General features: G+C 44.9%; 25 protein-coding genes and 1 pseudogene. 25 read left to right on the top strand and 1 reads right to left on the bottom strand.

Going from position 1 to position 22,315, the window contains the following annotated elements; genetic code table 11:
• Nucleotides 1-32 precede the first annotated feature (32 nt).
• The 23 genes and pseudogenes from ACYQ1O_RS03655 (at nucleotide 33) to ACYQ1O_RS03545 (ending at nucleotide 20,149) form a co-directional block, all read left to right on the top strand.
• On the top strand, nucleotides 33-3,134 hold the full coding sequence (locus tag ACYQ1O_RS03655) for a type I restriction endonuclease subunit R (protein ID WP_459990275.1): 3,102 nt from the start codon (nucleotides 33-35) through the stop codon (nucleotides 3,132-3,134).
• Nucleotides 3,128-4,762, top strand: coding sequence for an HsdM family class I SAM-dependent methyltransferase (locus ACYQ1O_RS03650; RefSeq protein ID WP_459990274.1), 1,635 nt, complete (start codon nucleotides 3,128-3,130; stop codon nucleotides 4,760-4,762). Before ACYQ1O_RS03655 ends, ACYQ1O_RS03650 begins: the two co-directional genes overlap by 7 nt.
• Entirely contained in the window at nucleotides 4,755-5,804 is a 1,050-nt protein-coding gene (locus ACYQ1O_RS03645) for a PDDEXK nuclease domain-containing protein (RefSeq protein WP_459990273.1), read from the top strand. Before ACYQ1O_RS03650 ends, ACYQ1O_RS03645 begins: the two co-directional genes overlap by 8 nt.
• A gap of 88 nt (nucleotides 5,805-5,892) precedes the next feature.
• Entirely contained in the window at nucleotides 5,893-6,177 is a 285-nt protein-coding gene (locus ACYQ1O_RS03640; RefSeq protein WP_459990272.1) for a hypothetical protein, read from the top strand.
• Nucleotides 6,170-7,504 carry a restriction endonuclease subunit S gene (locus ACYQ1O_RS03635; protein WP_459990271.1) on the top strand — a complete coding sequence of 445 codons (1,335 nt, stop codon included), beginning with the start codon at nucleotides 6,170-6,172 and terminating at the stop codon, nucleotides 7,502-7,504. The genes ACYQ1O_RS03640 and ACYQ1O_RS03635 overlap by 8 nt, the downstream gene beginning before the upstream one ends.
• Before the next feature lie 14 nt (nucleotides 7,505-7,518).
• Nucleotides 7,519-7,770 carry a hypothetical protein gene (locus ACYQ1O_RS03630; protein WP_459990270.1) on the top strand — a complete coding sequence of 84 codons (252 nt, stop codon included), beginning with the start codon at nucleotides 7,519-7,521 and terminating at the stop codon, nucleotides 7,768-7,770.
• Nucleotides 7,771-8,093: 323 nt separating this feature from the next.
• Entirely contained in the window at nucleotides 8,094-8,876 is a 783-nt protein-coding gene (gene lgt / locus ACYQ1O_RS03625) for a prolipoprotein diacylglyceryl transferase (protein ID WP_459990269.1), read from the top strand.
• Nucleotides 8,873-9,706, top strand: coding sequence for a thymidylate synthase (gene thyA, locus ACYQ1O_RS03620; RefSeq protein WP_459990268.1), 834 nt, complete (start codon nucleotides 8,873-8,875; stop codon nucleotides 9,704-9,706). The genes lgt and thyA overlap by 4 nt, the downstream gene beginning before the upstream one ends.
• Before the next feature lie 43 nt (nucleotides 9,707-9,749).
• Complete coding sequence (locus ACYQ1O_RS03615) at nucleotides 9,750-10,361, top strand: inorganic pyrophosphatase (RefSeq protein WP_459990267.1); 612 nt, start codon at nucleotides 9,750-9,752, stop codon at nucleotides 10,359-10,361.
• A gap of 125 nt (nucleotides 10,362-10,486) precedes the next feature.
• Nucleotides 10,487-10,939 carry a transcriptional regulator NrdR gene (nrdR, locus tag ACYQ1O_RS03610; RefSeq protein ID WP_459990266.1) on the top strand — a complete coding sequence of 151 codons (453 nt, stop codon included), beginning with the start codon at nucleotides 10,487-10,489 and terminating at the stop codon, nucleotides 10,937-10,939.
• Nucleotides 10,939-12,048, top strand: a complete 1,110-nt coding sequence (ribD, locus tag ACYQ1O_RS03605) for a bifunctional diaminohydroxyphosphoribosylaminopyrimidine deaminase/5-amino-6-(5-phosphoribosylamino)uracil reductase RibD (protein ID WP_459990265.1) — start codon at nucleotides 10,939-10,941, stop codon at nucleotides 12,046-12,048. Before nrdR ends, ribD begins: the two co-directional genes overlap by 1 nt.
• Nucleotides 12,045-12,263 (top strand): type II toxin-antitoxin system VapB15 family antitoxin, encoded by a 219-nt coding sequence (gene vap15, locus ACYQ1O_RS03600; protein ID WP_459990264.1) that lies wholly within the window; start codon nucleotides 12,045-12,047, stop codon nucleotides 12,261-12,263. Before ribD ends, vap15 begins: the two co-directional genes overlap by 4 nt.
• Nucleotides 12,253-12,687 (top strand): annotated as a pseudogene (locus ACYQ1O_RS03595) (putative toxin-antitoxin system toxin component, PIN family). The gene vap15 and the pseudogene ACYQ1O_RS03595 overlap by 11 nt, the downstream one beginning before the upstream one ends.
• A 70-nt stretch (nucleotides 12,688-12,757) precedes the next feature.
• Entirely contained in the window at nucleotides 12,758-13,858 is a 1,101-nt protein-coding gene (locus ACYQ1O_RS03590) for a DUF4062 domain-containing protein (protein WP_459990263.1), read from the top strand.
• Nucleotides 13,859-13,894: 36 nt separating this feature from the next.
• A complete protein-coding gene (locus ACYQ1O_RS03585; protein ID WP_459990262.1) occupies nucleotides 13,895-14,140 on the top strand; it encodes a DUF2281 domain-containing protein in 246 nt (81 codons plus the stop codon).
• On the top strand, nucleotides 14,140-14,442 hold the full coding sequence (locus ACYQ1O_RS03580; RefSeq protein WP_459990261.1) for a type II toxin-antitoxin system RelE/ParE family toxin: 303 nt from the start codon (nucleotides 14,140-14,142) through the stop codon (nucleotides 14,440-14,442). Before ACYQ1O_RS03585 ends, ACYQ1O_RS03580 begins: the two co-directional genes overlap by 1 nt.
• Nucleotides 14,443-14,463: 21 nt before the next feature.
• Nucleotides 14,464-15,120 (top strand): riboflavin synthase, encoded by a 657-nt coding sequence (locus tag ACYQ1O_RS03575; protein ID WP_459990260.1) that lies wholly within the window; start codon nucleotides 14,464-14,466, stop codon nucleotides 15,118-15,120.
• 17 nt (nucleotides 15,121-15,137) lie between these two features.
• Nucleotides 15,138-15,380: a hypothetical protein gene (locus tag ACYQ1O_RS03570; protein ID WP_459990259.1), complete on the top strand. Its 243-nt coding sequence runs from the start codon at nucleotides 15,138-15,140 to the stop codon at nucleotides 15,378-15,380.
• Nucleotides 15,381-15,442: 62 nt separating this feature from the next.
• On the top strand, nucleotides 15,443-16,360 hold the full coding sequence (locus ACYQ1O_RS03565) for a hypothetical protein (protein ID WP_459990258.1): 918 nt from the start codon (nucleotides 15,443-15,445) through the stop codon (nucleotides 16,358-16,360).
• A 42-nt stretch (nucleotides 16,361-16,402) separates the two neighbouring features.
• The gene (gene ribBA / locus ACYQ1O_RS03560; protein WP_459990257.1) at nucleotides 16,403-17,503 is read left to right on the top strand and encodes a bifunctional 3,4-dihydroxy-2-butanone-4-phosphate synthase/GTP cyclohydrolase II; all 1,101 of its coding nucleotides are present in this window, start codon (nucleotides 16,403-16,405) and stop codon (nucleotides 17,501-17,503) included.
• A gap of 27 nt (nucleotides 17,504-17,530) precedes the next feature.
• Nucleotides 17,531-18,637, top strand: coding sequence for a DNA cytosine methyltransferase (locus ACYQ1O_RS03555; RefSeq protein WP_459990256.1), 1,107 nt, complete (start codon nucleotides 17,531-17,533; stop codon nucleotides 18,635-18,637).
• A gap of 99 nt (nucleotides 18,638-18,736) precedes the next feature.
• The gene (locus tag ACYQ1O_RS03550; protein WP_459990255.1) at nucleotides 18,737-18,871 is read left to right on the top strand and encodes a hypothetical protein; all 135 of its coding nucleotides are present in this window, start codon (nucleotides 18,737-18,739) and stop codon (nucleotides 18,869-18,871) included.
• Between the two features lie 336 nt (nucleotides 18,872-19,207).
• On the top strand, nucleotides 19,208-20,149 hold the full coding sequence (locus ACYQ1O_RS03545) for a GUN4 domain-containing protein (RefSeq protein WP_459990254.1): 942 nt from the start codon (nucleotides 19,208-19,210) through the stop codon (nucleotides 20,147-20,149).
• A 449-nt stretch (nucleotides 20,150-20,598) separates the two neighbouring features.
• Here ACYQ1O_RS03545 and ACYQ1O_RS03540 read toward each other — a convergent pair whose 3' ends face one another.
• Nucleotides 20,599-21,222 (bottom strand): HAD family hydrolase, encoded by a 624-nt coding sequence (locus tag ACYQ1O_RS03540; RefSeq protein WP_459990253.1) that lies wholly within the window; start codon nucleotides 21,220-21,222, stop codon nucleotides 20,599-20,601.
• 178 nt (nucleotides 21,223-21,400) lie between these two features.
• Here ACYQ1O_RS03540 and ribH point away from each other — a divergent pair, with 178 nt between their 5' ends.
• Both ribH and nusB read left to right on the top strand, forming a co-directional pair.
• Nucleotides 21,401-21,877, top strand: coding sequence for a 6,7-dimethyl-8-ribityllumazine synthase (ribH, locus tag ACYQ1O_RS03535; RefSeq protein WP_459990252.1), 477 nt, complete (start codon nucleotides 21,401-21,403; stop codon nucleotides 21,875-21,877).
• Entirely contained in the window at nucleotides 21,877-22,314 is a 438-nt protein-coding gene (gene nusB / locus ACYQ1O_RS03530; protein WP_459990251.1) for a transcription antitermination factor NusB, read from the top strand. The genes ribH and nusB overlap by 1 nt, the downstream gene beginning before the upstream one ends.
• Nucleotide 22,315: the final 1 nt, after the last annotated feature.

Below are 22,315 nucleotides of genomic sequence, written 5' to 3'. Positions count from 1 at the left end.
TATTTAATGGCTTACTTTTTGCAAAGGATTACATGAAGTTCAACGAAGACACGCGCGTCAAGCTACCAACGATTCTGCATTTGGTTCGCTTGGGTTACGACTACCTGTCGCTGAAAGACCAGCAATGGGACATCGACACCAATATCTTTCCCGCGCTGTTCCGTCAAGCCATAGCCAAGATCAATCCAAGTGTCGATGAAGATGACATTGCCCGCTTACTCACAGAAACCAAACTGACGTTGGATAACGACGATCTAGGGCAGGCCTTCTACCAAAAGCTGACCGACCGCTCCGGCACTAAGCTGATTGATTTTGAAAACTTCAGTAACAACCTGTTCCACGTTGTTACTGAACTGACCTGCCAAAACGGAGACGAAGAATTCCGCCCCGACATCACGCTACTGATTAACGGCATGCCACTGGTGTTCATTGAAGTTAAAAAGCCCAACAACCGCGAAGGCATCCTCGCAGAGCGTGACCGCATCAACAAACGCTTTCAAAACCCCAAGTTCAAGCGCTTCATCAACATCACCCAGTTAATGCTGTTCTCCAACAACATGGAGTACGACGAAGACGAAGCACAGCCCATTCAGGGTGCGTATTACGCTAGTCCAGCTTATGGCAAGCCAGTGTTCAATTATTTCCGGGAAGAAGAAGTATTAAACCTCACCGCGCTGCTGAAACCAATTTCCGAGCAAACTGAGCTTAGCGTGCTCAAAGACAACAATTTGGAAGTTATCCGCAGCAACCCCGAATTCATCACAAACAAAGACCCCAACCGCCCAACAAACCGAATATGCAGCTCGTTGCTCAGTCGTGAACGGCTAGCGTTTATCATGCGTTTTGCTTTGACCTACGTGCACGAAACTGACGACCTGCAAAAGCACGTCATGCGCTACCCGCAACTATTCGCCACCAAGGCTATCGAGCGCAAATTAAATGAAGGTATCAAAAAAGGCATCATCTGGCATACCCAAGGCAGTGGCAAAACGGCGCTGGCCTACTACAACGTGCGCTTTCTGACTGACTATTTTCAGAAAAAGCACATCATCCCCAAGTTTTACTTCATTGTTGACCGCATAGACTTACTCATCCAAGCCAAAACCGAATTCACCAGTCGTGATTTGATCGTGCACACCATCGACTCACGCGAAGCCTTCAGCCGCGACATCAAAGCCACTCAAGTTATCCATAACCATTCCGGCAAACCGGAAATTACCGTAGTCAATATCCAGAAATTTGCAGATGACCCAGACGTGGTTTCAAACCAAGACTACAATGTCAGCATTCAGCGAGTGTACTTTCTCGATGAAGTACACCGTAGCTATAACCCCAAAGGCAGCTTTTTAGCCAATCTGGACGAATCAGACCGCAACGCCATCAAAATCGGCCTGACTGGCACGCCGCTGCTGGGCAGCGATTACAACTCACGCATGTTGTTTGGTGATTACATCCACAAGTATTACTACAACGCCTCCATTGCCGACGGCTACACCCTACGCCTGATCCGCGAGGAAATCGCCACCAACTACAAACTAGCACTGCAAAAAGCTTTGGCTGACTTGCAGATTCAGCAAGGCGACCTCGACAAAAAGCAGGTTTACGCCCATCCCAACTTTGTTGAACCCATGCTGGATTACATCGTCAGTGACTTTGAAAAAAGCCGAGGTGCTTTGAATGATGCGGTGATTGGCGGCATGGTGATTTGCGACAGCTCAGAGCAAGCTAAACAACTCTTCGAACTGTTCAACGCCAAATACGCCAAACCAGCCGCACCGCAAGCCGCCAACGACCTTGAATTTATCCAACTGAAACACGTCGCCGAGCCTAAAGCCGACTACAAAATCCAGAAAAAAGCCGCCAATCAAGTCACCAGCGCCGCTTTGATTCTGCACGATGTCGGTACTAAAAATGAGCGTAAAACCTGGGTGGAAGACTTCAAAGCAGGCAAAATCGACTTTCTGTTTGTCTACAACATGTTATTGACAGGCTTTGATGCCAAACGCCTGAAAAAGCTGTATCTGGGGCGGGTACTCAAAGCCCACAACCTTTTACAAGCGCTAACCCGCGTCAACCGCAGTTACAAAGATTTTCGCTACGGCTACGTGGTGGACTTTGCCGACATCAGCAAGGAATTCGACGAAACCAACCGCCGCTATTTCGAAGAACTGCAAGGTGAACTGGGCGACGAGCTGGAGCAATACTCCAAGCTGTTCAAAAGCCGTGAAGAAATTAGCGCCGAGATTGAACACCTCAAAGACGTATTGTTTCACTTCAATCTGGACAATGCCGAAGAGTTTTCCCTGCAACTCAATCAAATCAATGACCGTGAACAAGTGTTAGCGCTGAAAAAAGCCCTAGCCGATGCCAAAAGCCTCTACAACCTGATCCGTCTACAAGGCGAATACGACTTTCTACAGCATCTGGATTTTGAAAAGCTCAACAAGCTATTCCGTGAAACCAGCAACCGCTTGGATTTGCTCAATCTCAAAGAAACCCTGGAACAAGGTAGCGAAAGCGCCAATTTGCTAAACATTGCGCTGGAAGACGTGATTTTTCAGTTCACCAAAATCGGCGAACAAGAGCTGGTGCTAGCCGACAAACTGAAAAACACCCTGCGCCAAACCCGCGAAGCCCTGGCTAGCAACTTCGACCAGCAAGACCCCAAATTCATCACCCTCAAAGAAGCACTGGAACGGCTGTTCAAGAATAAGAATTTGTCGGAAGTGACTCAGGAAGAAATGAACGCCAATATTTTCACCCTGAACAAAATCCACGAGCGGGTTAAAGAGCTCAACCGCCAGAACAATCAATTGCGGCAAAAATACCAAGGCGATGCCAAATACACCCGATTGCACAAACGCCTGCTTGAACGCGGCGGCTTGTCCGATTCCGAACGCAAAATCTTCGAAGCCCTGAGCGGTGTCAAACAAGATGCCGACGAACAAGTGCTAAAAAACACCCAAATAATTGATAATGAAAGCTATTTTGAGAGAACGCTAATGCCGATTGTCATCAATCGCTTTATGAAACAGCAACAAATTAAACTCAATCCCGACACCAGCCGTTACATCAACCATCTGGTTGTTGCCGAATACTTGAACGAATTTAACAGCGGAGCCCGCGCGTGGTAGAACTGGAGTTTCAACAAAAAACCAAAAGTCTGATCGACAGCCTGAAAGCCATTTGCGCCAACTACGGCTTAGGCAACGATGGCAACGAGTTCAAAATCATCACCCAGATTTTTCTGTATAAATTCTTAAACGACAAATTCGCGTTCGAAGCCAAAAAGCTCGACGAATCCATCGCCAAAGCCGATAAATGGGAAGACGCACTGGCAAAACTCAGCGCCGACGATCTGGAAATGCTGCAATTACAACTCGGCCCGGATACCGCGCGGCTGAAACCCAGCCATTTCATCAATTACCTGTTTAGCCAGCAAAACGCGCCGGACTTCGCCAAACTGTTTGACGATACCCTGATAGACATCGCCAGCACTAACAACGACGTGTTTGCGGTCAAAACCGACGGTGGCGCGAAAGTGGTGCTGTTTGATCGCCTCAGTAATTACATTGCCGACGATGCCAAACGCGACGAATTCTGCCGCGCCCTCATCAACAAACTGGTGGAATTCAGTTTCGAGCGCATCTTTAACCAAAAATTCGACTTCTACGCCACCATCTTCGAATACCTGATTAAAGACTACAACAGCAACAGCGGCGGCAAATACGCCGAGTATTACACCCCACACGCCGTGGCCCGCATCATGGCGGCTATACTTGTGCCGGAAGATCAACAAGGTATCGTCAAAAACGTCAGCGTCTACGACCCGTCCGCTGGTTCTGGCACTTTGTTGATGAACGTCGCCCACGCCATCGGCGAAAACTGCTGCTCGATATTTACCCAAGACATTTCGCAAAAATCTTCCAATCTGCTGCGGCTGAATCTGATCTTAAACAATCTGGTGCATTCCATCCCCAACGTCGTACAGGGCAACACCTTGCTGCACCCCTCGCACAAGGACGGCAGCGATTTAAAACGCTTTGATTACATCGTTTCTAATCCACCGTTCAAAATGGACTTTAGCGATTTCCGCCATGATTTGGACAGCAAAGCCAATAAAGAACGCTTTTTTGCTGGTATCCCTAAGGTTAAAGCCAAGGCCACCGACAAAATGGAAATCTATCAGTTGTTCCTGCAACACATCATTTACTCGCTCAAACCCGCTGGCAAAGCGGCAGTAGTAGTGCCGACTGGCTTTATTACCGCCCAATCCGGCATAGACAAAGCCATCCGCGAACATCTGGTGGATAAGCAAATGCTCGCGGGCGTGGTGTCCATGCCCAGCAACATCTTCGCCACCACGGGCACTAACGTGTCAATTCTATTCATTGATGCGAGTAATAAAGATAAAGTTGTACTGATAGATGCCTCAAATTTGGGGCAGAAAGTTAAAGAAGGCAAAAACCAGAAAACTGTACTCACTGCCGCCGAAGAACAACGCATCATCGATGTGTTCAATGGCAAACAGCAGGAGGAAGATTTTTCGGTGGTTATCAGCTACGGCGATATTGCCGCCAAGAATTACTCACTCAGCGCCGGGCAGTATTTCGATGTCAAAATTGAATATGTCGATATAACGCCGGAGCAGTTTGCCGAGAAGATGCGGGCGTTTACTGACAATTTGGACAGCTTATTCAATCAATCGCGGGAGCTGGAAGCAGAAATTAAAAAACAACTGGCGGGGTTGAAGTATGAGTAATCCAGCGCAGCCAGACCACTATTCTGGCTTACTACAAGGCATAGGCCAACGGCTGCATAGCGCCCGCCAACAAGCCGCGCAAACCGTCAACACATTACTGGTGCAAACCTATTGGCATATCGGCCAGCACATCGTCGAATTTGAGCAAGGCGGTAACGAAAAAGCCGACTATGGCAGCGGTTTGCTAGACCGCTTGTCCAAAGACCTCACTGCCTTGCATGGCAAGGGCTTCAGCCGTTCCAATGTGTTTTACATGCGCAAGCTCTATTTGAGCTTTCAAAATAGTGAGACACTGTCTCACAAATTGAGTTGGAGCCATTATTTCGAAATACTGAAAGCTGACGACCCCTTGGAAATCAGCTTTTATACCCGCCAAGCCGCTTTGGAAAACTGGAGTGTGCGCGAACTGAAACGGCAAATGAAAAGCCTGCTGTTTCATCGTTTGGCCTTGAGCAAAGATAAACAGGGTGTGTTGCAACTCGCCAGCCAAGGCCATGAGCTGCAACAACCGGAAGACTTGCTTAAAGAGCCGTTTGTGCTGGAGTTTTTAAACATTCCGCAAAGCCACGTTCTGACCGAAACCCAACTGGAACAAAAACTGATTGACCACCTACAACAGTTCATCTTGGAACTGGGCAAAGGCTTTGCCTTTATTGCCCGGCAATATCGCATGAGTATCGGCGGCAAGCACTTTTACGCCGACTTGCTGTTTTATCACCGCATCCTCAAATGTTTTGTAGTCATCGATTTAAAACGCGGCGCCATCGACCATCAAGATATTGGTCAGATGAATTTGTATCTGAATTATTTTGCCAAGGAAGAAAATGTCGAAGGCGACAACCAGCCAGTGGGTATTATCCTGGGTGCGTACAAAGACCATTTCCTGGTGGAATACGCCACCGCCAGCATTACCAATAACATCCTGCTGGCGAAATATTTGTTGTATTTGCCGGACAAAGACGTGTTACGGCGGCAGTTGGAAAAGCTGTTATTAGCAGAACAATGGGACGAGCCATTAGCGGAGTCGGATTCAAATGAATAATGCGAATGCCAAAAGGGATGAATCAAGCGTAAGGTACGCAGCGCGTACCATTAGGGTCGTCGATAATTCGGCGTTTCAAAGGTACGCGATGCGTACCCTACAGAGCTTCAACGTATTTGTAGGATGTGCCGACGCAAGGAGGCGCATCAATCGCGACCGATGCGCTTCACGTTGTTCAGCACATCCTATTTACTCGCTCAGTGCCGGGCAGTATTTCGATGTCAAGATTGAATATGTCGATATTACGCGGGAGCAGTTTGCTGAGAAGATGCGGGCGTTTAATGACAATTTGGATAGCTTGTTTGGTCAGTCGCGGGAATTGGAATTGGAAGTGGAAATCAAAAAGCAGTTGGCGGGGTTGAAGTATGAGTAAGCTAAAAAAGTACCGGTTTACTGATTTTTATGAGATGTCTTCTGGAATATCATCGACTAAAGAACAGGCTGGTCATGGATCACCGTTTTTGTCTTTCTCCAGTGTTTTTAACAATTATTTTGTTCCAGAAACGCTAAGTGATTTGATGTATACCTCCGAAAAGGAGCAGGAAACTTTTTCTGTTCAAAACGGAGATATTTTTCTGACACGTACAAGTGAAGTCGTCGACGAACTTGGGATGAGTTCTGTTGCTATAAAAGACTACCCATATGCTACTTTCAGCGGATTTTTGAAACGCTTAAGACCAACTAAATCTAATGTCACCTATCCTAAATACATGGCTTTTTACCTGAGAAGCCAATTGTTTAGGAAAACAATGACTAATAATGCGGTGATGACGCTTAGGGCTAGTTTGAACGAAGCAATATTCTCATATTTTGAATTATTCCTTCCTGAATACGACGATCAAGTTAAAGCGGGTGATTTGCTTTTCTTAATGAACCAAAAAATCGAACTCAACAATCGCATCAACGCCGAGCTGGAAGCGATGGCGAAGACTTTGTATGACTACTGGTTTGTGCAGTTCGATTTTCCCTTCGACTTCGCTCAAGGCAAGCCCACCGCCAACGGCAAACCCTACAAATCCTCCGGCGGCAAAATGGTCTACAACCTAATCCTGAAGCGGGAAATACCGGTGGGGTGGGAGGTATCACCATTAGCAAGCTGGATTGCTAACGATAAAACTGGCGATTGGGGGGAAGAGTTACCTCAAGGTAATTATACAGTTCCGGTCAACTGTATAAGAGGAGCTGATATAAATGGTTTAAATGGTACAGGGAAAATTGCAGCACCAAGCAGATTCATTCTTGAAAAGAATCAGCACAAAATATTGTCGCCTTATGATTTTATTATTGAAATCTCAGGTGGTAGCCCAACCCAGTCAACCGGACGTATGGCATTTTTGATTGATGAAACATTAAGCCGATTTTCTCATCCATTAATTTGCTCTAATTTTTGCAAGGCGATTTCGATAAAAGACAATACTTTCTTCTACAACTTCGCGTATCAATGGAGCAATATTTATAACAGTGGATTGTTATTTGGTTGGGAGGGCAAGACAAGCGGTATTAAAAATCTTTTATTTGATGCATTTGTAACTAAGCATATGGTTTATAAACCGCCGGAAAGGCTTGCAGAAATATTTTTCGAATTTGCAGAGCCTTTGCAAAGAAAAAAGCAGAAGGTACTTAAAGAAAATGAATATCTTGAAGATTTGAGAGACTGGCTTCTCCCCATGCTAATGAACGGTCAAGTCACCGTTAAATAATCAACGGATTGAATATGCGCTATCAGGCAAAATTTACTGGCTGGCAAAACCTAAGCCTCGAAGACTTGGTGGTGACTTACCGCAAAGCCAAAGCCGATAGCTTCTTCGAAAACACTTTTCCTACCGCCATCAAGCTTGCTGAATACGAACAAAATTGGCTAGTCAATCTGAAAGCGCTGCTCGCCAACCTACAAAGTGACAATGGTTTTGCGGAAAACACCGATTATCTGGGCGAGTGTTGTCGGTCAACACACAAACATCCATAAGCGGTTACAGCCTAAAGCGGGTGCTTACTTCAACCGTGCTGATGACCGCTTTTGCACCGCAAGCGGCCTTATAAATTAAGGTTGAGCGCGTTGGGTGGCTCTGGAGGTTGGCTGACCAGGGCATGAACATGAAAGGGAGATATTCGAATCGCTGCTTTTCGGGCAGATGTTATATTTATGTAAGTTATTGAAATAAATTGAATAAATTTACTTCATTACAAGTTATGATATTCTGCTGCGTTTTTACCATTAATGATTGAATTTTTTGATGATCTGTATTTCATGAATTATGAGATCCGACACCTTACTTTGGATGCCTGATTATGTTGACTTATCCTGAAATTGACCCGGTTGCCTTAGCTGTTGGACCAGTAAAAATCCACTGGTACGGCTTGATGTATTTGCTGGGTTTTGCTGCCGTCTGGTTATTGGGGCAAAAACGCGCCGCTCAAGCTTGGTCGCCCATCAAACCCGAAGCTATCGAGGATTTGGTCACGTACGGCGCAATGGGGGTAATTTTAGGCGGACGCATTGGCTACATTCTTTTTTACAATTTCAGCCAGTTTCTTAGCGATCCGCTGATCTTGTTTAAAATCTGGCAAGGCGGCATGTCATTTCACGGCGGTATGTTGGGCGTGTTTATCGCTATGTGGTTTTTTAGCAAGAAACAGCATTGCAGCGTCTTGCAACTGACAGACATCATTGCGCCCTTAGCGCCTATCGGTTTGGGGGCAGGGCGCATTGGTAATTTTATCAACTCAGAATTATGGGGCAGACAGACCGACGTGCCTTGGGCGATGGTTTTCCCTAATGGCGGTCCGCTGGCGCGGCATCCTTCACAGTTGTACGAAGCGTTTCTGGAAGGCGTGGTGTTGTTTGTCATTTTATGGATTTACACTAGCAAACCCAGACCTGTCATGGGCGCTACGGGCATGGCTGTATTTTTCTACGGTTGTTTCCGCTTTTTTGTTGAGTTTTTCCGTATGCCCGATGCCCATTTGGGCTTTGTCGCCTTGGATTGGGTAACGATGGGGCAAATCTTATCAACCCCGATGATAGTAGCTGGCGCAACGATGCTTTACTTGGCACACAAAAAACCTGCATGAACGTATATTTGCAATTGCTCGATAAAATCCTCAATGAAGGCGCGCTTAAGGGCGACCGCACCGGCAGCGGCACCTTGTCGATCTTTGGTCACCAAATGCGTTTTAACTTGCAGGAAGGTTTTCCGCTGGTCACCACTAAAAAAATCCACGTCAAATCGATCATCCATGAATTGCTGTGGTTTTTGCAAGGCGACACCAACATTGCTTACCTGAACGCCAACAACGTCAATATCTGGAACGGCTGGGCAAACGGGCAGGGCGATTTGGGTCCGGTATACGGTAAACAATGGCGGTCATGGCCGACGGCAGAAGGTCGGCATATCGACCAAATCAGCCAAGTGTTGGAACAAATCAAAACCACGCCCAACAGTCGCCGCCTGATCGTCTCAGCTTGGAATGTCGCCGATTTGCCGGATGAAAGCATCAACCCGCAAGCCAATGTCGCGTTAGGAAAAATGGCTTTGGCGCCTTGCCATGCCTTCTTCCAGTTTTATGTGGCGGACGGCAAATTGTCTTGCCAACTCTACCAACGCAGTTGCGATACGTTTTTAGGTTTGCCCTTCAACATTGCCAGCTATGCCTTGCTAATCCACATGATGGCGCAACAGGCCGATTTGCAAGCGGGTGATTTGGTCTGGACAGGTGGTGATGTGCATTTATACTTAAACCACCGTGAGCAAGCGCAATTGCAATTGGCGCGCCGCCCTTATCCGTTGCCCACGCTCGTGTTAAAACGACAGCCCGCAACACTGTTCGATTATCGTTATGAAGATTTTGAAATCACCAACTACCAGGCACACGCCCACATCAAAGCAGACATTTCCATTTAACCGCCTTTCTAAACCCTTAAACTATACATCCGCACAATTCTAAATGAACATACAACACAAAGCACATCCTTGGCATGGCATTGATCCGGGCAAGGAAACCCCTGACGTAGTGACGGCTTTTATCGAGATTGTGCCTTCCGACACGGTCAAATACGAAATAGATAAAGCCAGCGGCTATTTAAAAATCGACAGGCCGCAAAAATTTTCCAATATGATTCCAACGTTGTATGGATTTATCCCGAAAACCTACTGTGCCGAAAAAATAGCGGAGTATGCCGCATTCCGGTCTGGCAAAACAGTCGAGAAAGGTGATGGTGATCCTCTGGATATTTGTGTCCTCAGTGAACGTAGTGTTACCCACGGTGATATTTTGCTGCAAGCCGTACCCATTGGCGGTTTCAGAATGCTCGATGGCGGCGAGGCCGATGACAAAATCATTGCCGTCATGCAAGGCGATGAATTCTACCGGCAATGGCATGATGTTTCCGACTGCCCTTTGTCTTACATCAACCGTTTAAAACACTATTTTTTAACCTACAAGCATCTCCCTAGCGAAAAGAACAATTGCGAGATTACCGATGTCTACGGACGCGAAGAAGCGCATGAAGTCATCAAACGCTCGCTGGAAGATTACCAAAACCACTTTGGCGACTAACGGATTTTATAGGCGGCAAAAAATCTTTGTGGCAGGAAAATAAAACCGCCTTACCCACAAATGATATAAAATTTATCGCTTTGATTTGAAAACCTTTTTGGTCAATAAACGACAAACACCTAACTATGCGATGTCCATTTTGTGGAGTACACGACACACGGGTTTTGGATTCCCGATTAGCTAACGAAGGCGACCAAGTCCGCCGCCGTCGGGAATGCAACGCCTGTAAAGAACGCTTCACCACTTTTGAAACAGCAGAACTGAGTTTGCCACGCGTCATCAAACGCGGCGGCTTGCGCGAACCTTTTGACGAAAGCAAACTGCGTTCAGGCATGTTGAGGGCTTTGGAAAAACGGCCTGTCAACAGCGATGCCATTGAAGCCGCCATCAACCGCATCAAAAAAAATCTGCTTGCCAAAGGCGAGCGTGAAATCTCCGCACAGGAACTGGGTGAAGGTGTCATGAAAGAACTCAGCGTGCTCGACCACGTCGCCTTCGTGCGGTTTGCCTCGGTTTACCGAAGCTTCCAAGATGTCAGCGAATTTACTGACATGATTGAACACCTGCAAAAAAACTAATGTCAGCCGAGCAAGATGCCCGCTTCATGGCCCAAGCCCTGCAACTAGCGCGGCAAGGTATATACACAACCGACCCCAATCCGCGCGTCGGCTGTGTCATCGTTAAAAATGGCAAGATCATCGGCGAAGGTTGGCATGAAAGGGCAGGGCAGGGACACGCGGAAGTGGTGGCGCTTAACAGCGTAGCGAAGGTAGACGACCTAAAAGACGCAACCGCATACGTCACCCTAGAACCGTGCAGCCATCACGGCAGAACCCCACCGTGTTGCGATGCGCTCATTAAAGCAGGCATCCGCCGCGTAGTCGCCGCCATGCAAGATCCAAACCCGTTAGTCTCAGGCCGTGGCTTGGCAGCACTGCAAGCTGCGGGCATCGAAGTACAAGTCGGTGTACTAGAAGCCGATGCCCGCGCCTTAAACCGTGGCTTCATCAAACGTATGACTGAACACCGTCCGTTTATCCGCAGCAAACTGGCGATGAGCCTTGACGGACGCACAGCCATGGCCTCCGGCGAAAGCAAATGGATCACCTCCCCGCAAGCCCGCGCCGATGTTCACCGCCTACGCGCCGAAAGCTCGGCAATCTTGACAGGCGTAAACACCGTGCTGGCAGATGACCCCGCCTTAACCGCGCGGGTCGATTTCCCAGTCGTACAGCCTATCCGCGTCATATTAGACAGCCACTTGCAAACGCCACCGAGCGCGCAAATAGCAACCCTACCAGGCCGCAGCTTGATCCTAACCTGCTCGGACGATGCCGCAAAGCAGCGAGATTTACAAAACGCAGGCTTTGAAGTGCAGCGTTTGCCAGACACCAACGGACGCTTAGATTTGCCCGAAGTCATGCGCTTTTTGGCAGAGCAACAAATTAACGACGTGCTAGTCGAAGCTGGCGCTATCTTAAACGGCGCATTATTAGCGGCAAACTTATTGGATGAAATCATCGTCTACATGGCGCCCTCCATCCTAGGCGACCAAGGACGCGGCTTGTTTCATTTGCCAGCCTTACAGGCAATGGCGGATAAGAAGGAATTGAAGCTGTCGGATGTCCGGCAGGTGGGCGGGGATTTGCGCTTGACTCTTAAGCCACAAACAAGAGGTAAAATATGACTATTTCTGTTGCCATAGATTTTTCCCAACTTAAAACCGTTGTTGGGCAATGCAATTTAGAGGAGAAACTCGAATTGTTAGAATTGCTTGAAAAGGAAACTTTTGCTTTAAGGTTCAAGAAAATATTGAATCAAATCAAAACCAATGAACTGAGTTTGGAAGACATTACCGCCGAAGTGGAAGCCGTAAGAGAAGCTAGGCACCATGCCAGATAAAGTAGTGCGTGTTGTTATTGACACCAATATCTGGATCAGTTTTCTTATTGGTAAATCGCTTATTGGTTTAACCGATGCGCTTGTCAATAATCGCGTGCAAGTCTTATTCAGCGATGAGTTGTTTGCTTAACTGTTTGAAGTGTTACAACGCCCAAAATTTAAAAAATACTTTTCAAATACATCCGTTGAACAATTGTTAGTTTTGCTCAATGAAAAAATAGTTTGGATAGCGGTAGATGATAAATTTACCGATTGCCGCGATGCAAAAGATAACTTCCTGTTAAATTTATCGGTTTCGGGTCAGGCAAATTATTTGATAACAGGCGATGCCGATTTGTTGGTATTAAATCCCTTTCACGGCGTTGAAATTATTACTTATCAGTTTTTTCAAAATGAAATTTTGGCAGGTGATTTTACACACTGAAAAATATTATTTTTCAAACTATATCAACCAGATCGACTATTGCATTTTTCAAAAAAAGCGGGGATAGGCATTGGAAAAAAGGTATCAAGTATTTGTCAGCTCCACTTACGCGGATTTACAGGATGAGCGGAAGAGAGTTATTCAAACATTGTTAAAAATGGATTGTATACCTGCGGGGATGGAATTGTTTCCTGCTACCGATCAAGATCAGTTTGAATTTATTAAGCGAATTATCAATGACTGTGATTACTACCTATTAATTATTGGTGGCAGATATGGTTCTCTTACTGCTCAAGGCATTAGTTATACAGAACAAGAATACGAATATGCACTAGAGCGAAATTTGAAAGTTATTGCCCTTTTGCATAAAAATCCAGATCAAATACCGTTTGATAAATCAGAACAAAAACCAAAATTACGGGCGCGTTTAAAAGCTTTCCGAGAAAAAGCAGCAAAAGGTAGGGTGGTTGAGTTTTGGCAAAATGAAGACGAGCTTCCAGGAATTGTGGCTTTAAGTTTGATAAATACTATAAAAATGTTTCCGGCGGTGGGCTGGGTTAGAGCAGATAAAGTGTCTAGCGAAGAATTATTAATTGAGATTAATGAACTTCGTAAACAAAATGAGTTGATGAAAGAGCAATTGGCGGCAATTGAACCGAGTATTTTTACTGGAAGTGAGGAAAAAGATTTTTCGTATATTTATAATCAATTTAATCGCTTTGAAGATGTGATTTTAACGATTCAAAACATAAAAGTTGATCCTCTAAAACGTGAAAAAAACACACAAGTTAAAAGATACTCAATTAACTTGGCTTCATTGGTTGCCTCAATTGATACTTCAGAAAGTCATATCTACAAGTGGTTTTTTGTTTCATCAATGATTGCTAGTGCCATTTCACAGGACAGAACAAAGCAGTGCTCAATATCAAGTGGTTTTGAGTGCTTAAGTGATGAACTATTAAGATATGGTCTATTAGTTAAATCTTATGTTCCTGCTATCGCGGAACCGCATAACCCAGCACAGTTGGGAGAGAGTTTACCTTTTAGCATCCCAATTATTAGAGGGGACGAATATCGCTTGGTATACTCAGAAAAATTAGAACGTTATAAATATTGGTTAGACGTAAACGGTAAAATGCCAGAACGCATTCAGATTGTAAAAAAGGAATGATGTCTATTTCAAATGCTGTCATTCAAAGGTGAAATCATGAACACAGCCGAACAAATCTATCAAAACGTACAAGAATTCCCCGAACCTTTGGCATTGGAAGTTTTGCATTTTGTCGAGTTTCTGAAAAGTAAAAACCCAGCTATCGACGAGTTGGTATTAGATCGCAAGATTCAACAAGGCTTAGAACAAGCGGAAAATGGCCTAGGAATTAGCGTGGATGATGGCTATATCGATAACCTGAACCAACGGGTTCAGCAACGCCTTGCCGCTAACCCAAAATAATGGCGGCGTTTGCAGTAAAAATAATGCCTCAAGCGGATGAGGAACTTGAAGATATTGCTTATTTCATCGCTTTGGATAGTCCGCAAGCCAGCCAACGCTTTATTACTGAATTAATCACTAAATTCAACAATATACTCGGATATTTTCCTGAAAGTGGTTTGGTTTATAAAGCGGATATTCGGAAGTTTTCCTACAAAGGCTACACCGCCTTTTACCGGTTCAATAGCTTGAAAAATCAAGTTGAAATTTTGCATATTATCAATTTAACCAAGCCGTTATCTGCGAGAAACCTTGATATTTAACCTTTTCAATTTATAAAAACCATGTTCACAGGCATCATCTTAGCAGTCGGCAAAATCGCCGCCATCGAGCGTAAATCTGGCGATTTCCGTTTGAAAATCGACACCGGCAAATTGCCGTTAACCGACGCGCAATTAGGCGACAGCATCGCCGTCAATGGCGTGTGCTTAACCGCCATCGAATTAGGCGCACGGCATTTTTGCGCGGATGTTTCCAATGAAACCTGGGACAGGACGACCTTGCGATTGGCTGCCGTCGGTTCAGCGGTCAATTTGGAGCTGGCGTTAACCCCCACCACGCGCATGGGCGGGCATATCGTCAGCGGTCATGTCGATGGCATCGGCAAAATCGTCGCCAAAAAAGCCGATGCACGCTCATGGCGGTTCACCGTGCAAGTGCCTGATGAACTCGCCAAATATATCGCCGAAAAAGGTTCGATCTGCATCAATGGCATCAGCTTGACGGTCAACGAAGTCGATGGCGCGACTTTTGGTGTCAATATCGTGCCGCATACCCTACAAGAAACCACCTTGAACGATGCCGTCGTGGGTAGCTTGGTGAATCTGGAAGTGGATATTTTGGCGCGTTATATGGAGCGACTGATGCGCGGTGACGCAGCGGCACATTCTCACGGCAACGTTACCGAAGATTTATTGAGAAAAAGCGGTTTTTTAAACTAATAATCAAGGACATTACCATGCTCCTACAATTACAACCGGAATTCGACGACATCCTGCAACCGCTAGGCCATCATGCTGCTGAGTTCTTTTTGGCAGCGAGTTTATATCATGCTGGAAAACTGAGTTTTGCCAGAGCAGCCCACCTGGCTGGTTTGGATTTTGATGGTTTTAAGACGCGTTTAACAGAACATTTCGGTCAAGGCTTTATAATCGCCGAACCCTGTGTTTTGGAAGACGTAGACACCGTAAATAATTGGTAAATTTGTGAAAATCGTTTTAAACACCAGCACAGAAATTTTAAACGCATTAACAAAGGCTAATCATGAGTGAACATCAACGCTGGTGGGAGTTTTATCTTGTCCGTTACTTAGCAGCAAATATTTTTGCTGTATTGGTGTTGTTTTATTTGGTTGGATTTCATGGTGGAGAAATCCAAAAAAGCCTTTGCTGCGACTACGACAAATTCAAAAGTACTGCCTTATGTAACTATTTTTCAGAACATCCCCTTCCAGGTGCTGTTTTCGGTTTTATTTTTGTTACATCGAAAGAAATTATTCCAATAAATCCAGAAAAAAATCATCCGCTAGAGGAAACAGCAACTTCCAGCGAGTCTAGCTTTATAACAAATAAAAGCTCCAAAATAGATATTACCGAAATAAACTTTGCCAATATTTTTGTAGTGGGAGTTTTTGGATTTTTGTATATGTATATATCATCCATCCCAATTTTCTACCTCCATATTTTTCGAGGTATATTTTTAGATAAAACTAAAAAAGACAAAATGTGGTTTATTTATATTTTTTATTTGGTAGTAATTGCATCGTCTCTTATTTTTCAAAGCTTTCCATTATTTATATTCTCTATCATTTCAATTATTAGCTTTCTTTTCGCTAGAAGAGTTTTTAAGTATTTAAAAGATTCCACTAAAAAAAGAGATCAGATTAGATCAGAAAAAAAGGACGATACCAGTATTTTAACTTTGCTGGACAATCTATTCATCCGATCAAGGATAACTCCTGCTCAACATCAAACTTCTCTATTCTCTCCTGAATATATAATCTCTTATAAACATGATAGGGAACACGGCAATGCCTTTGGCATCATCCTAATGGAAATACTATTTGCTTGGTATCTTGTTACATCAGAGTTTTCTATTTGGGGTCTTGTAGCTTGGCTATTGCTAGGTTTTTCGGGCTGGTTCCTAGGTATTTATCTTGAATATAAGATGGTAAATTCGTAAAAGCCTAAATTACAACTACTTTCAAACTAACTCGGACATTTGATGAATACCATCGAAGAAATTATCGAAGATTTACGCCAAGGCAAAATGGTCATCATTATGGATGACGAAGACCGCGAGAACGAAGGCGACTTGGTTATGGCGGCTTCTTTTACCCGCCCTGAAGATGTCAATTTTATGGCGCGATACGGTCGCGGCCTTATTTGCCTGACTTTAACGCCGGAACGTTGCCAGCAATTGCGCTTGCCGTTGATGGTCAACGAAAATAAAACCCCGCATTCGACCAACTTCACCGTGTCGATTGAAGCGGCGACGGGCGTAACCACTGGCATTTCCGCAGCCGACCGCGCCCGCACCATCCAAGCTGCCGTTGCTGCAAATGCCAAGCCCGATGATTTGGTGCAGCCTGGTCATATATTCCCGTTGATGGCAAAATCGGGCGGCGTGTTAAACCGCGCCGGACACACCGAAGCAGGCTGCGATTTGGCGCGTTTGGCGGACGCAGAGCCTGCTGCGGTCATTGTTGAAATCCTCAATGAAGATGGCTCGATGGCACGCAGGCCGGATTTGGAAGTATTTGCCCAAGAACACGGCTTAAAAATCGGCACCATTGCCGACCTTATCCATTACCGCATCCAGCACGAAAACACCTTGGAGCGCATCAGCGAATGCGCTTATCCCACCGAATTCGGCGATTTCCGTTTGTATGCTTACCAAGACCGCAACGATGACAATCTGCATTTGGCCTTGGTTATGGGCAAAGTATCTGGCGAAGAGCCAGTATTAGTCCGCGTCCATGCCCGCAATTTATTGGATGATGTCTTTGCCTCCAAACGCAGCGATTGCAATATGCCCGTGCGCTTGGCCATGCAAAAGATTGCTGAAGAAGGGAATGGCGTGTTGGTGATTATCCGCCAAAGCGAAAACAACAAAGCCCTCGCCGAACTGATCCACGCTTATCAATTGGCGGACAATGGCATTGCCAACGCCGGACAAAATAACGATCCCGACTGGCGCACCACCGGCACCGGCGCACGGATTTTGGCGGATTTGGGTGTGCATAAATTAAAGGTCTTAGGCACTCAGAAAAAATACATCGCCTTATCCGGCTTTGATTTGGAAGTTGCCGAACATGTCGGTTGAGCTGTTGGAAACCATCCGAAGAAATTAATGCTTACAGATAGATGCACCGTTAATTGGACTTACCCGCAGCAACTTTCTTTGTTGACGGAATTTTGTGTGCCGTTTCCAACGCCAATCAAACCGGAATTTACGTTTATCGATTTATTCGCAGGGATTGGCGGTTTTAGAATCCCGTTGCAAGCGGTTAATGGTCAATGTGTGTTCACTTGTGAAAATAATCCCCACGCCCAAAAAACCTATCAGCGTAATTTTGGTGACATACCCTTTGGCGACATTACCACGCTCGATTTAGACCTTGTTCCTGAACACGATGTGCTAACGGCAGGATTTCCCTGCCAGCCATTTAGCATATCCGGCAAAATGAAAGGTTTTGAAGATACGCGCGGCACCTTAATTTATAACGTGTTCCAGATTATTGCCTTAAAGAAACCCAAAGTGGTTTTCCTGGAAAACGTCAAACATTTGGTTCATCACGATAACGGCAACACCCTAAAAGTCATCATCAAAGATTTGGAAGAATTGGGTTATGTGGTTTCGGCTACAGTTTTGAACGCTTCTGACTTCGGTGTGCCGCAAAACCGCGAGCGGATCATCATTATGGGTCATCAAAGCAAAGCCTTCGATTTTTCCCGTTTGCAAACCAAGCCCAAACCCGTCCTTAAGGATTTTCTGGAAGAAAATGCGGTGTTTGAATATTTGGATGAACCTTATACGTTATTGACCGATTATAAAGTACAAGACAGTGGCTTGATTTTTATTGGCTATCGCAATAAATCCATAAGAAAAGCGGGCGTAAGGCCAGGCACGGAACATCTGTCACGCGTCCACAAACAACCCAACCGGATTTATTCAACGGAAGGCTTGCATCCGGCCTTACCGTCACAAGAAACGTCAGGGCGGTTTTGGATTTACCACCAAGGTAAAGTCCGCAAGCTAACCATCAAAGAATGCTACCGGATTATGGGCTTCCCTGATGAGTTCAAAATGATCGACAACACCTCAGAACGCTACCGGCAAATTGGCAATTCTGTTTGTATCCCAATGATTCAAGAAATCGCTGCTGCGATTAAAACTCAGCTTTTGTCTGCAAATAGTGAACTGCAAAGGGTTGTAAACGCAGAATATTTTCATTGAATATCAAGCCAAGCAGAACCTATCAACGGTTGGAATGCATAAAGATGAAGTAGAAAAATTGCGAATTTGCATGGTTGCCAATTGATTGTTAATGGCATCATGCCTACTTTGAAAAATTACTTGCGCTTGTTTGATGATACGTTTGAATTTATTGAAAATTACGTCAAATTGCTGGAAGACGATGAAGCGTTAAAGTTTGAGCATAAAGCGCAATGGAATAAATTAATTGGCTAATTGCATTCTAAGGTGGAAAACAAGGCATTGTTAAACACGTAGAGTTTTTTATTTATATCTATTTGAATAATATGGCTAAAAAATTTAAAACCTATCTTAAATTAGCAATACCAAAAGTACATACCGATTACCGACTCATTAATTTTAAAGGGCTTTTTTCGTTACAATCGCGATACGATCTCAAAATATTAATCGTCTCAAAAGTTTCCACATAGACCTTAGTTCTAGCCTAAAGCACACCGTGTTGGGCGGACGCAAACTTTTGAGACGATTAATACCAGCGTATTTTCAAATACTTTAAACTGTATCATCGATAATTGGTGAAAGGCACAGAACATGAACTATGACATTTTCGTAAGTCATGCTAGCGAGGATAAAGATGAAATTGCTCGACCATTGGCACTTCTTCTCCAAAAGTATGGAATTTTAGTATGGCTTGACGACTTTGAGTTAACACTTGGAGATAGTTTGCGGAGGAGTATTGACTATGGACTTTCCCAATCTCATTTTGGAGTGGTGATTTTAAGCCATGCCTTTTTTGCAAAGGAATGGCCCCAAAAAGAGCTGGATGCACTCGTTGCCCGCGAAGACGGGCAAGGTAAAGTTATCTTACCGATTTGGCATAATCTAGGTAAGAATGACATTATTAAATATTCACCGCTACTTGCAGATAAACTTGCTGCTTCTACATCAAAAGGACTGCCTAACGTAGCTGATAAGATAATACGTGCTATTCAAAAAAATTATAATAAATGCAACGTTATCAAGTCTGCTTGTGGTATTAACTATGATACTTTGCGCAATTTATTAGAATCAAGTCAATGGAAAGAAGCGAATCAAGAATCTAGCCGCTTGTTAATCAGATCGTCTGGGAGAGAAGTCCTTGGCCCTTTGGATATGCCAGGCATGATTGGAACTTTAGGCGATAGAGATATATATGAACTTCCTTGCCAGGATTTAAAAATACTTGATAAGTTATGGTCGAAATATAGCTATGGGCGCTTTGGGTTTTCTGCTCAAGCAGGAATCATTGCTGAGATAAATGGAGAAAATATTTGGGATGAATTTTGTCACAGAGTTGGATGGAATCATTCAAAAATAATATATGAATTGCACAGTCCTGTCGGTCATTTACCCACTCCACCGCCCCACTATCATATACACCACGTAGACACAGACTATATCAACAATATGGATAGGGCTTTGTGGTGGAATGTGGCAACAATTTTAGCTAGGTTTAAGGAGTGCACTGTTGAAAAATCTGTCCAGGATAAATAGCCGGGTAATATCGGTAATTTCTTTATATTAATCGTCTCAAAAGTTTCCACATAGACCTTAGTCGTATCCTAAGGCATACAGCGTGTCGGGCGGACGGAAACTTTTGAGACGATTAATAATTACCTGGCATTCTCAATCAACACACCTGTCTAAAGAACCTTTCCAGCACATCCGTGCCACAGGCTCTTGGTTTTTAAGTTTCTCGGCTCGGGGCAATGGACGCAGGCGTTGAATGGCAGTTCTCATTGGATCCCTGTCGACATTGAGTGCCAAGCTTCGAATGTCAACTAGGAGTCGAAATAGGAGAATCATGTGACCAACCAAATTATGAATTACCCTAAAAATTAACTCCAACCACTTGACTGGATTTAAAGATAGCGCCAATTTGCTTCATTCCAGCAATTGCCAATTAATCAGCGAAATGAAATAAAAATGTCGGTTGTAGTGCGTTAAAGGACAACATCCAAAACCGCACTAAATTCTTCCCCCTTAGGCAAATGTACCGCCTTAATGCCCAAGCTACGTGCCGCTTCCACGTGCATGAGCGTATCGTCAATAAACACCGTTTCTTCTGGTTTTAAGCTATTGTCGGCAAGCACAAATTCGAAGATTTCCACATCGGGTTTGCGCAGGCCTATGTCGCAAGAATAATAAACTTTGTGGAAAAAAGGCTGTAAGTTGGCGGTTTTATGGCTATCCCATAAGGTTTTTTCAAAGGCGCACACGTGCGTGACATTGGTGTTGCTGAGCAAAAACAGGTTGTAGCGTTGTTTGTAGTCCAGCAATTGTTCAAGCCGATGGGCGGGGAAATCCAGCAGCATGGCATTCCAAGCCTGTTCTAGTCGGGCGATAGGCTGCGGTAGCCCAAACTGTTGTTTTAGGTTGGTGAAAAAAACAGTTTCCGAAACCAAGCCTTTGTCAAACGCGTCAAACAACGGCGTTTGCGCCAATTGGCTGTAGCTTTCGTTAAAGTTCGCTGCCCCTAGTTCTTCAAAAGCGCGGGTGGTGCGCGGGATGTCCAAATTGATGATGACGCCGCCCAAATCAAAAATAATCGTGTTAATTTTTGCCATTAAATAGGTTCCTGTTGGTGAAGTGGGGCGTTGTTAAGTGTGGGCTGGTTCCACAGGGAGGCATTTGATGCTAACCTATCCGATTAAATTTTCGGCGCTGTTTCGTTGCGAAAAATAACAGCATCCGCTTGGTTTATGGGCTGTGAGTGGCCTGTACTGTTCAACTATAGAGAAAAAAATGTCAAAAATAAAAACCTTTGAAGGGATATTTTCTGCCCAAGGCGGCAAATTCTGCATCGTCGCTTCACGCTTTAACAGCTTTATTGTTGACCAGCTGGAAGGCGGTGCAATTGATGCGTTGGTGCGTCATGGCGCTGATAAAGACGACATCCATATCGTTAAAGCCCCCGGTGCTTTTGAATTACCGATGGTGGTGCAGCGTGTTGCCGCCAGCAAAAAGTACGATGCGATTATCGCCATTGGTGCGGTGATCCGTGGCGGCACGCCGCATTTTGAATATGTGGCGGGCGAGTGCGTGAAAGGTTTGGCGCAGGTGTCTTTGCAATACGACGTTCCCGTCAGTTTTGGTGTGTTGACCGTTGATACCATCGAACAAGCTATTGAACGCGCAGGCACAAAAGCCGGTAACAAAGGTGCGGAAGCGGCGTTGTCTGCTATCGAGATGGTCAGCTTGTTCAAAAATATGGAAGTTTGATGAGCCAGGCCCGCACCCATGCCAGGCAGGCGGCAGTCCAAGCCTTATACCAATGGCAGATGACCGGACAAAATTTAAGTCAAATCGAAGTCCAGTTTCACGAAGAAGACCGCTTAAAAGATGCCCAAAAAAATTATTTCACGGAATTGTTCCACGGTGTACCGGAACATCTGGACGAGATCGATGAAATCCTAACCCAGTTTGTTGACCGCCAAGTGGATATGATCGATCCTGTAGAACGGGCGGTTTTACGTTTGGGTACTTACGAGCTGATGTATCGCTTGGATATGCCGTATCGGGTCATTATTAATGAAAGCATTAATTTGGCTAAGCATTTTGGTGCCGATGGCAGCCACCGCTATGTGAACGGTATTTTGGATAAAGTCGCCCAGCAAAAACGGGCGGTGGAAGTTAAGGCCAGAGCCGCTAAAAAATAAC

The organism is Methylosoma difficile, from assembly GCF_054657615.1.
Note: the sequence above shows the minus strand (reverse complement) of the source record. Positions and strands in the feature narration are given on the sequence as shown.

Coding starts and splice junctions, on each gene's coding strand:
- ACYQ1O_RS03655 (WP_459990275.1), top strand. CDS start 33: ATGAAGTTCAACGAAGACACGCGCGTCAAGCTACCAACGATTCTGCAT.
- ACYQ1O_RS03645 (WP_459990273.1), top strand. CDS start 4,755: ATGAGTAATCCAGCGCAGCCAGACCACTATTCTGGCTTACTACAAGGC.
- ACYQ1O_RS03640 (WP_459990272.1), top strand. CDS start 5,893: ATGCGTACCCTACAGAGCTTCAACGTATTTGTAGGATGTGCCGACGCA.
- ACYQ1O_RS03635 (WP_459990271.1), top strand. CDS start 6,170: ATGAGTAAGCTAAAAAAGTACCGGTTTACTGATTTTTATGAGATGTCT.
- ACYQ1O_RS03630 (WP_459990270.1), top strand. CDS start 7,519: ATGCGCTATCAGGCAAAATTTACTGGCTGGCAAAACCTAAGCCTCGAA.
- lgt (WP_459990269.1), top strand. CDS start 8,094: ATGTTGACTTATCCTGAAATTGACCCGGTTGCCTTAGCTGTTGGACCA.
- thyA (WP_459990268.1), top strand. CDS start 8,873: ATGAACGTATATTTGCAATTGCTCGATAAAATCCTCAATGAAGGCGCG.
- ACYQ1O_RS03615 (WP_459990267.1), top strand. CDS start 9,750: ATGAACATACAACACAAAGCACATCCTTGGCATGGCATTGATCCGGGC.
- nrdR (WP_459990266.1), top strand. CDS start 10,487: ATGCGATGTCCATTTTGTGGAGTACACGACACACGGGTTTTGGATTCC.
- ribD (WP_459990265.1), top strand. CDS start 10,939: ATGTCAGCCGAGCAAGATGCCCGCTTCATGGCCCAAGCCCTGCAACTA.
- vap15 (WP_459990264.1), top strand. CDS start 12,045: ATGACTATTTCTGTTGCCATAGATTTTTCCCAACTTAAAACCGTTGTT.
- ACYQ1O_RS03585 (WP_459990262.1), top strand. CDS start 13,895: ATGAACACAGCCGAACAAATCTATCAAAACGTACAAGAATTCCCCGAA.
- ACYQ1O_RS03580 (WP_459990261.1), top strand. CDS start 14,140: ATGGCGGCGTTTGCAGTAAAAATAATGCCTCAAGCGGATGAGGAACTT.
- ACYQ1O_RS03575 (WP_459990260.1), top strand. CDS start 14,464: ATGTTCACAGGCATCATCTTAGCAGTCGGCAAAATCGCCGCCATCGAG.
- ACYQ1O_RS03570 (WP_459990259.1), top strand. CDS start 15,138: ATGCTCCTACAATTACAACCGGAATTCGACGACATCCTGCAACCGCTA.
- ACYQ1O_RS03565 (WP_459990258.1), top strand. CDS start 15,443: ATGAGTGAACATCAACGCTGGTGGGAGTTTTATCTTGTCCGTTACTTA.
- ribBA (WP_459990257.1), top strand. CDS start 16,403: ATGAATACCATCGAAGAAATTATCGAAGATTTACGCCAAGGCAAAATG.
- ACYQ1O_RS03555 (WP_459990256.1), top strand. CDS start 17,531: ATGCTTACAGATAGATGCACCGTTAATTGGACTTACCCGCAGCAACTT.
- ACYQ1O_RS03550 (WP_459990255.1), top strand. CDS start 18,737: ATGCCTACTTTGAAAAATTACTTGCGCTTGTTTGATGATACGTTTGAA.
- ACYQ1O_RS03545 (WP_459990254.1), top strand. CDS start 19,208: ATGAACTATGACATTTTCGTAAGTCATGCTAGCGAGGATAAAGATGAA.
- ACYQ1O_RS03540 (WP_459990253.1), bottom strand. CDS start 21,222: ATGGCAAAAATTAACACGATTATTTTTGATTTGGGCGGCGTCATCATC.
- ribH (WP_459990252.1), top strand. CDS start 21,401: ATGTCAAAAATAAAAACCTTTGAAGGGATATTTTCTGCCCAAGGCGGC.
- nusB (WP_459990251.1), top strand. CDS start 21,877: ATGAGCCAGGCCCGCACCCATGCCAGGCAGGCGGCAGTCCAAGCCTTA.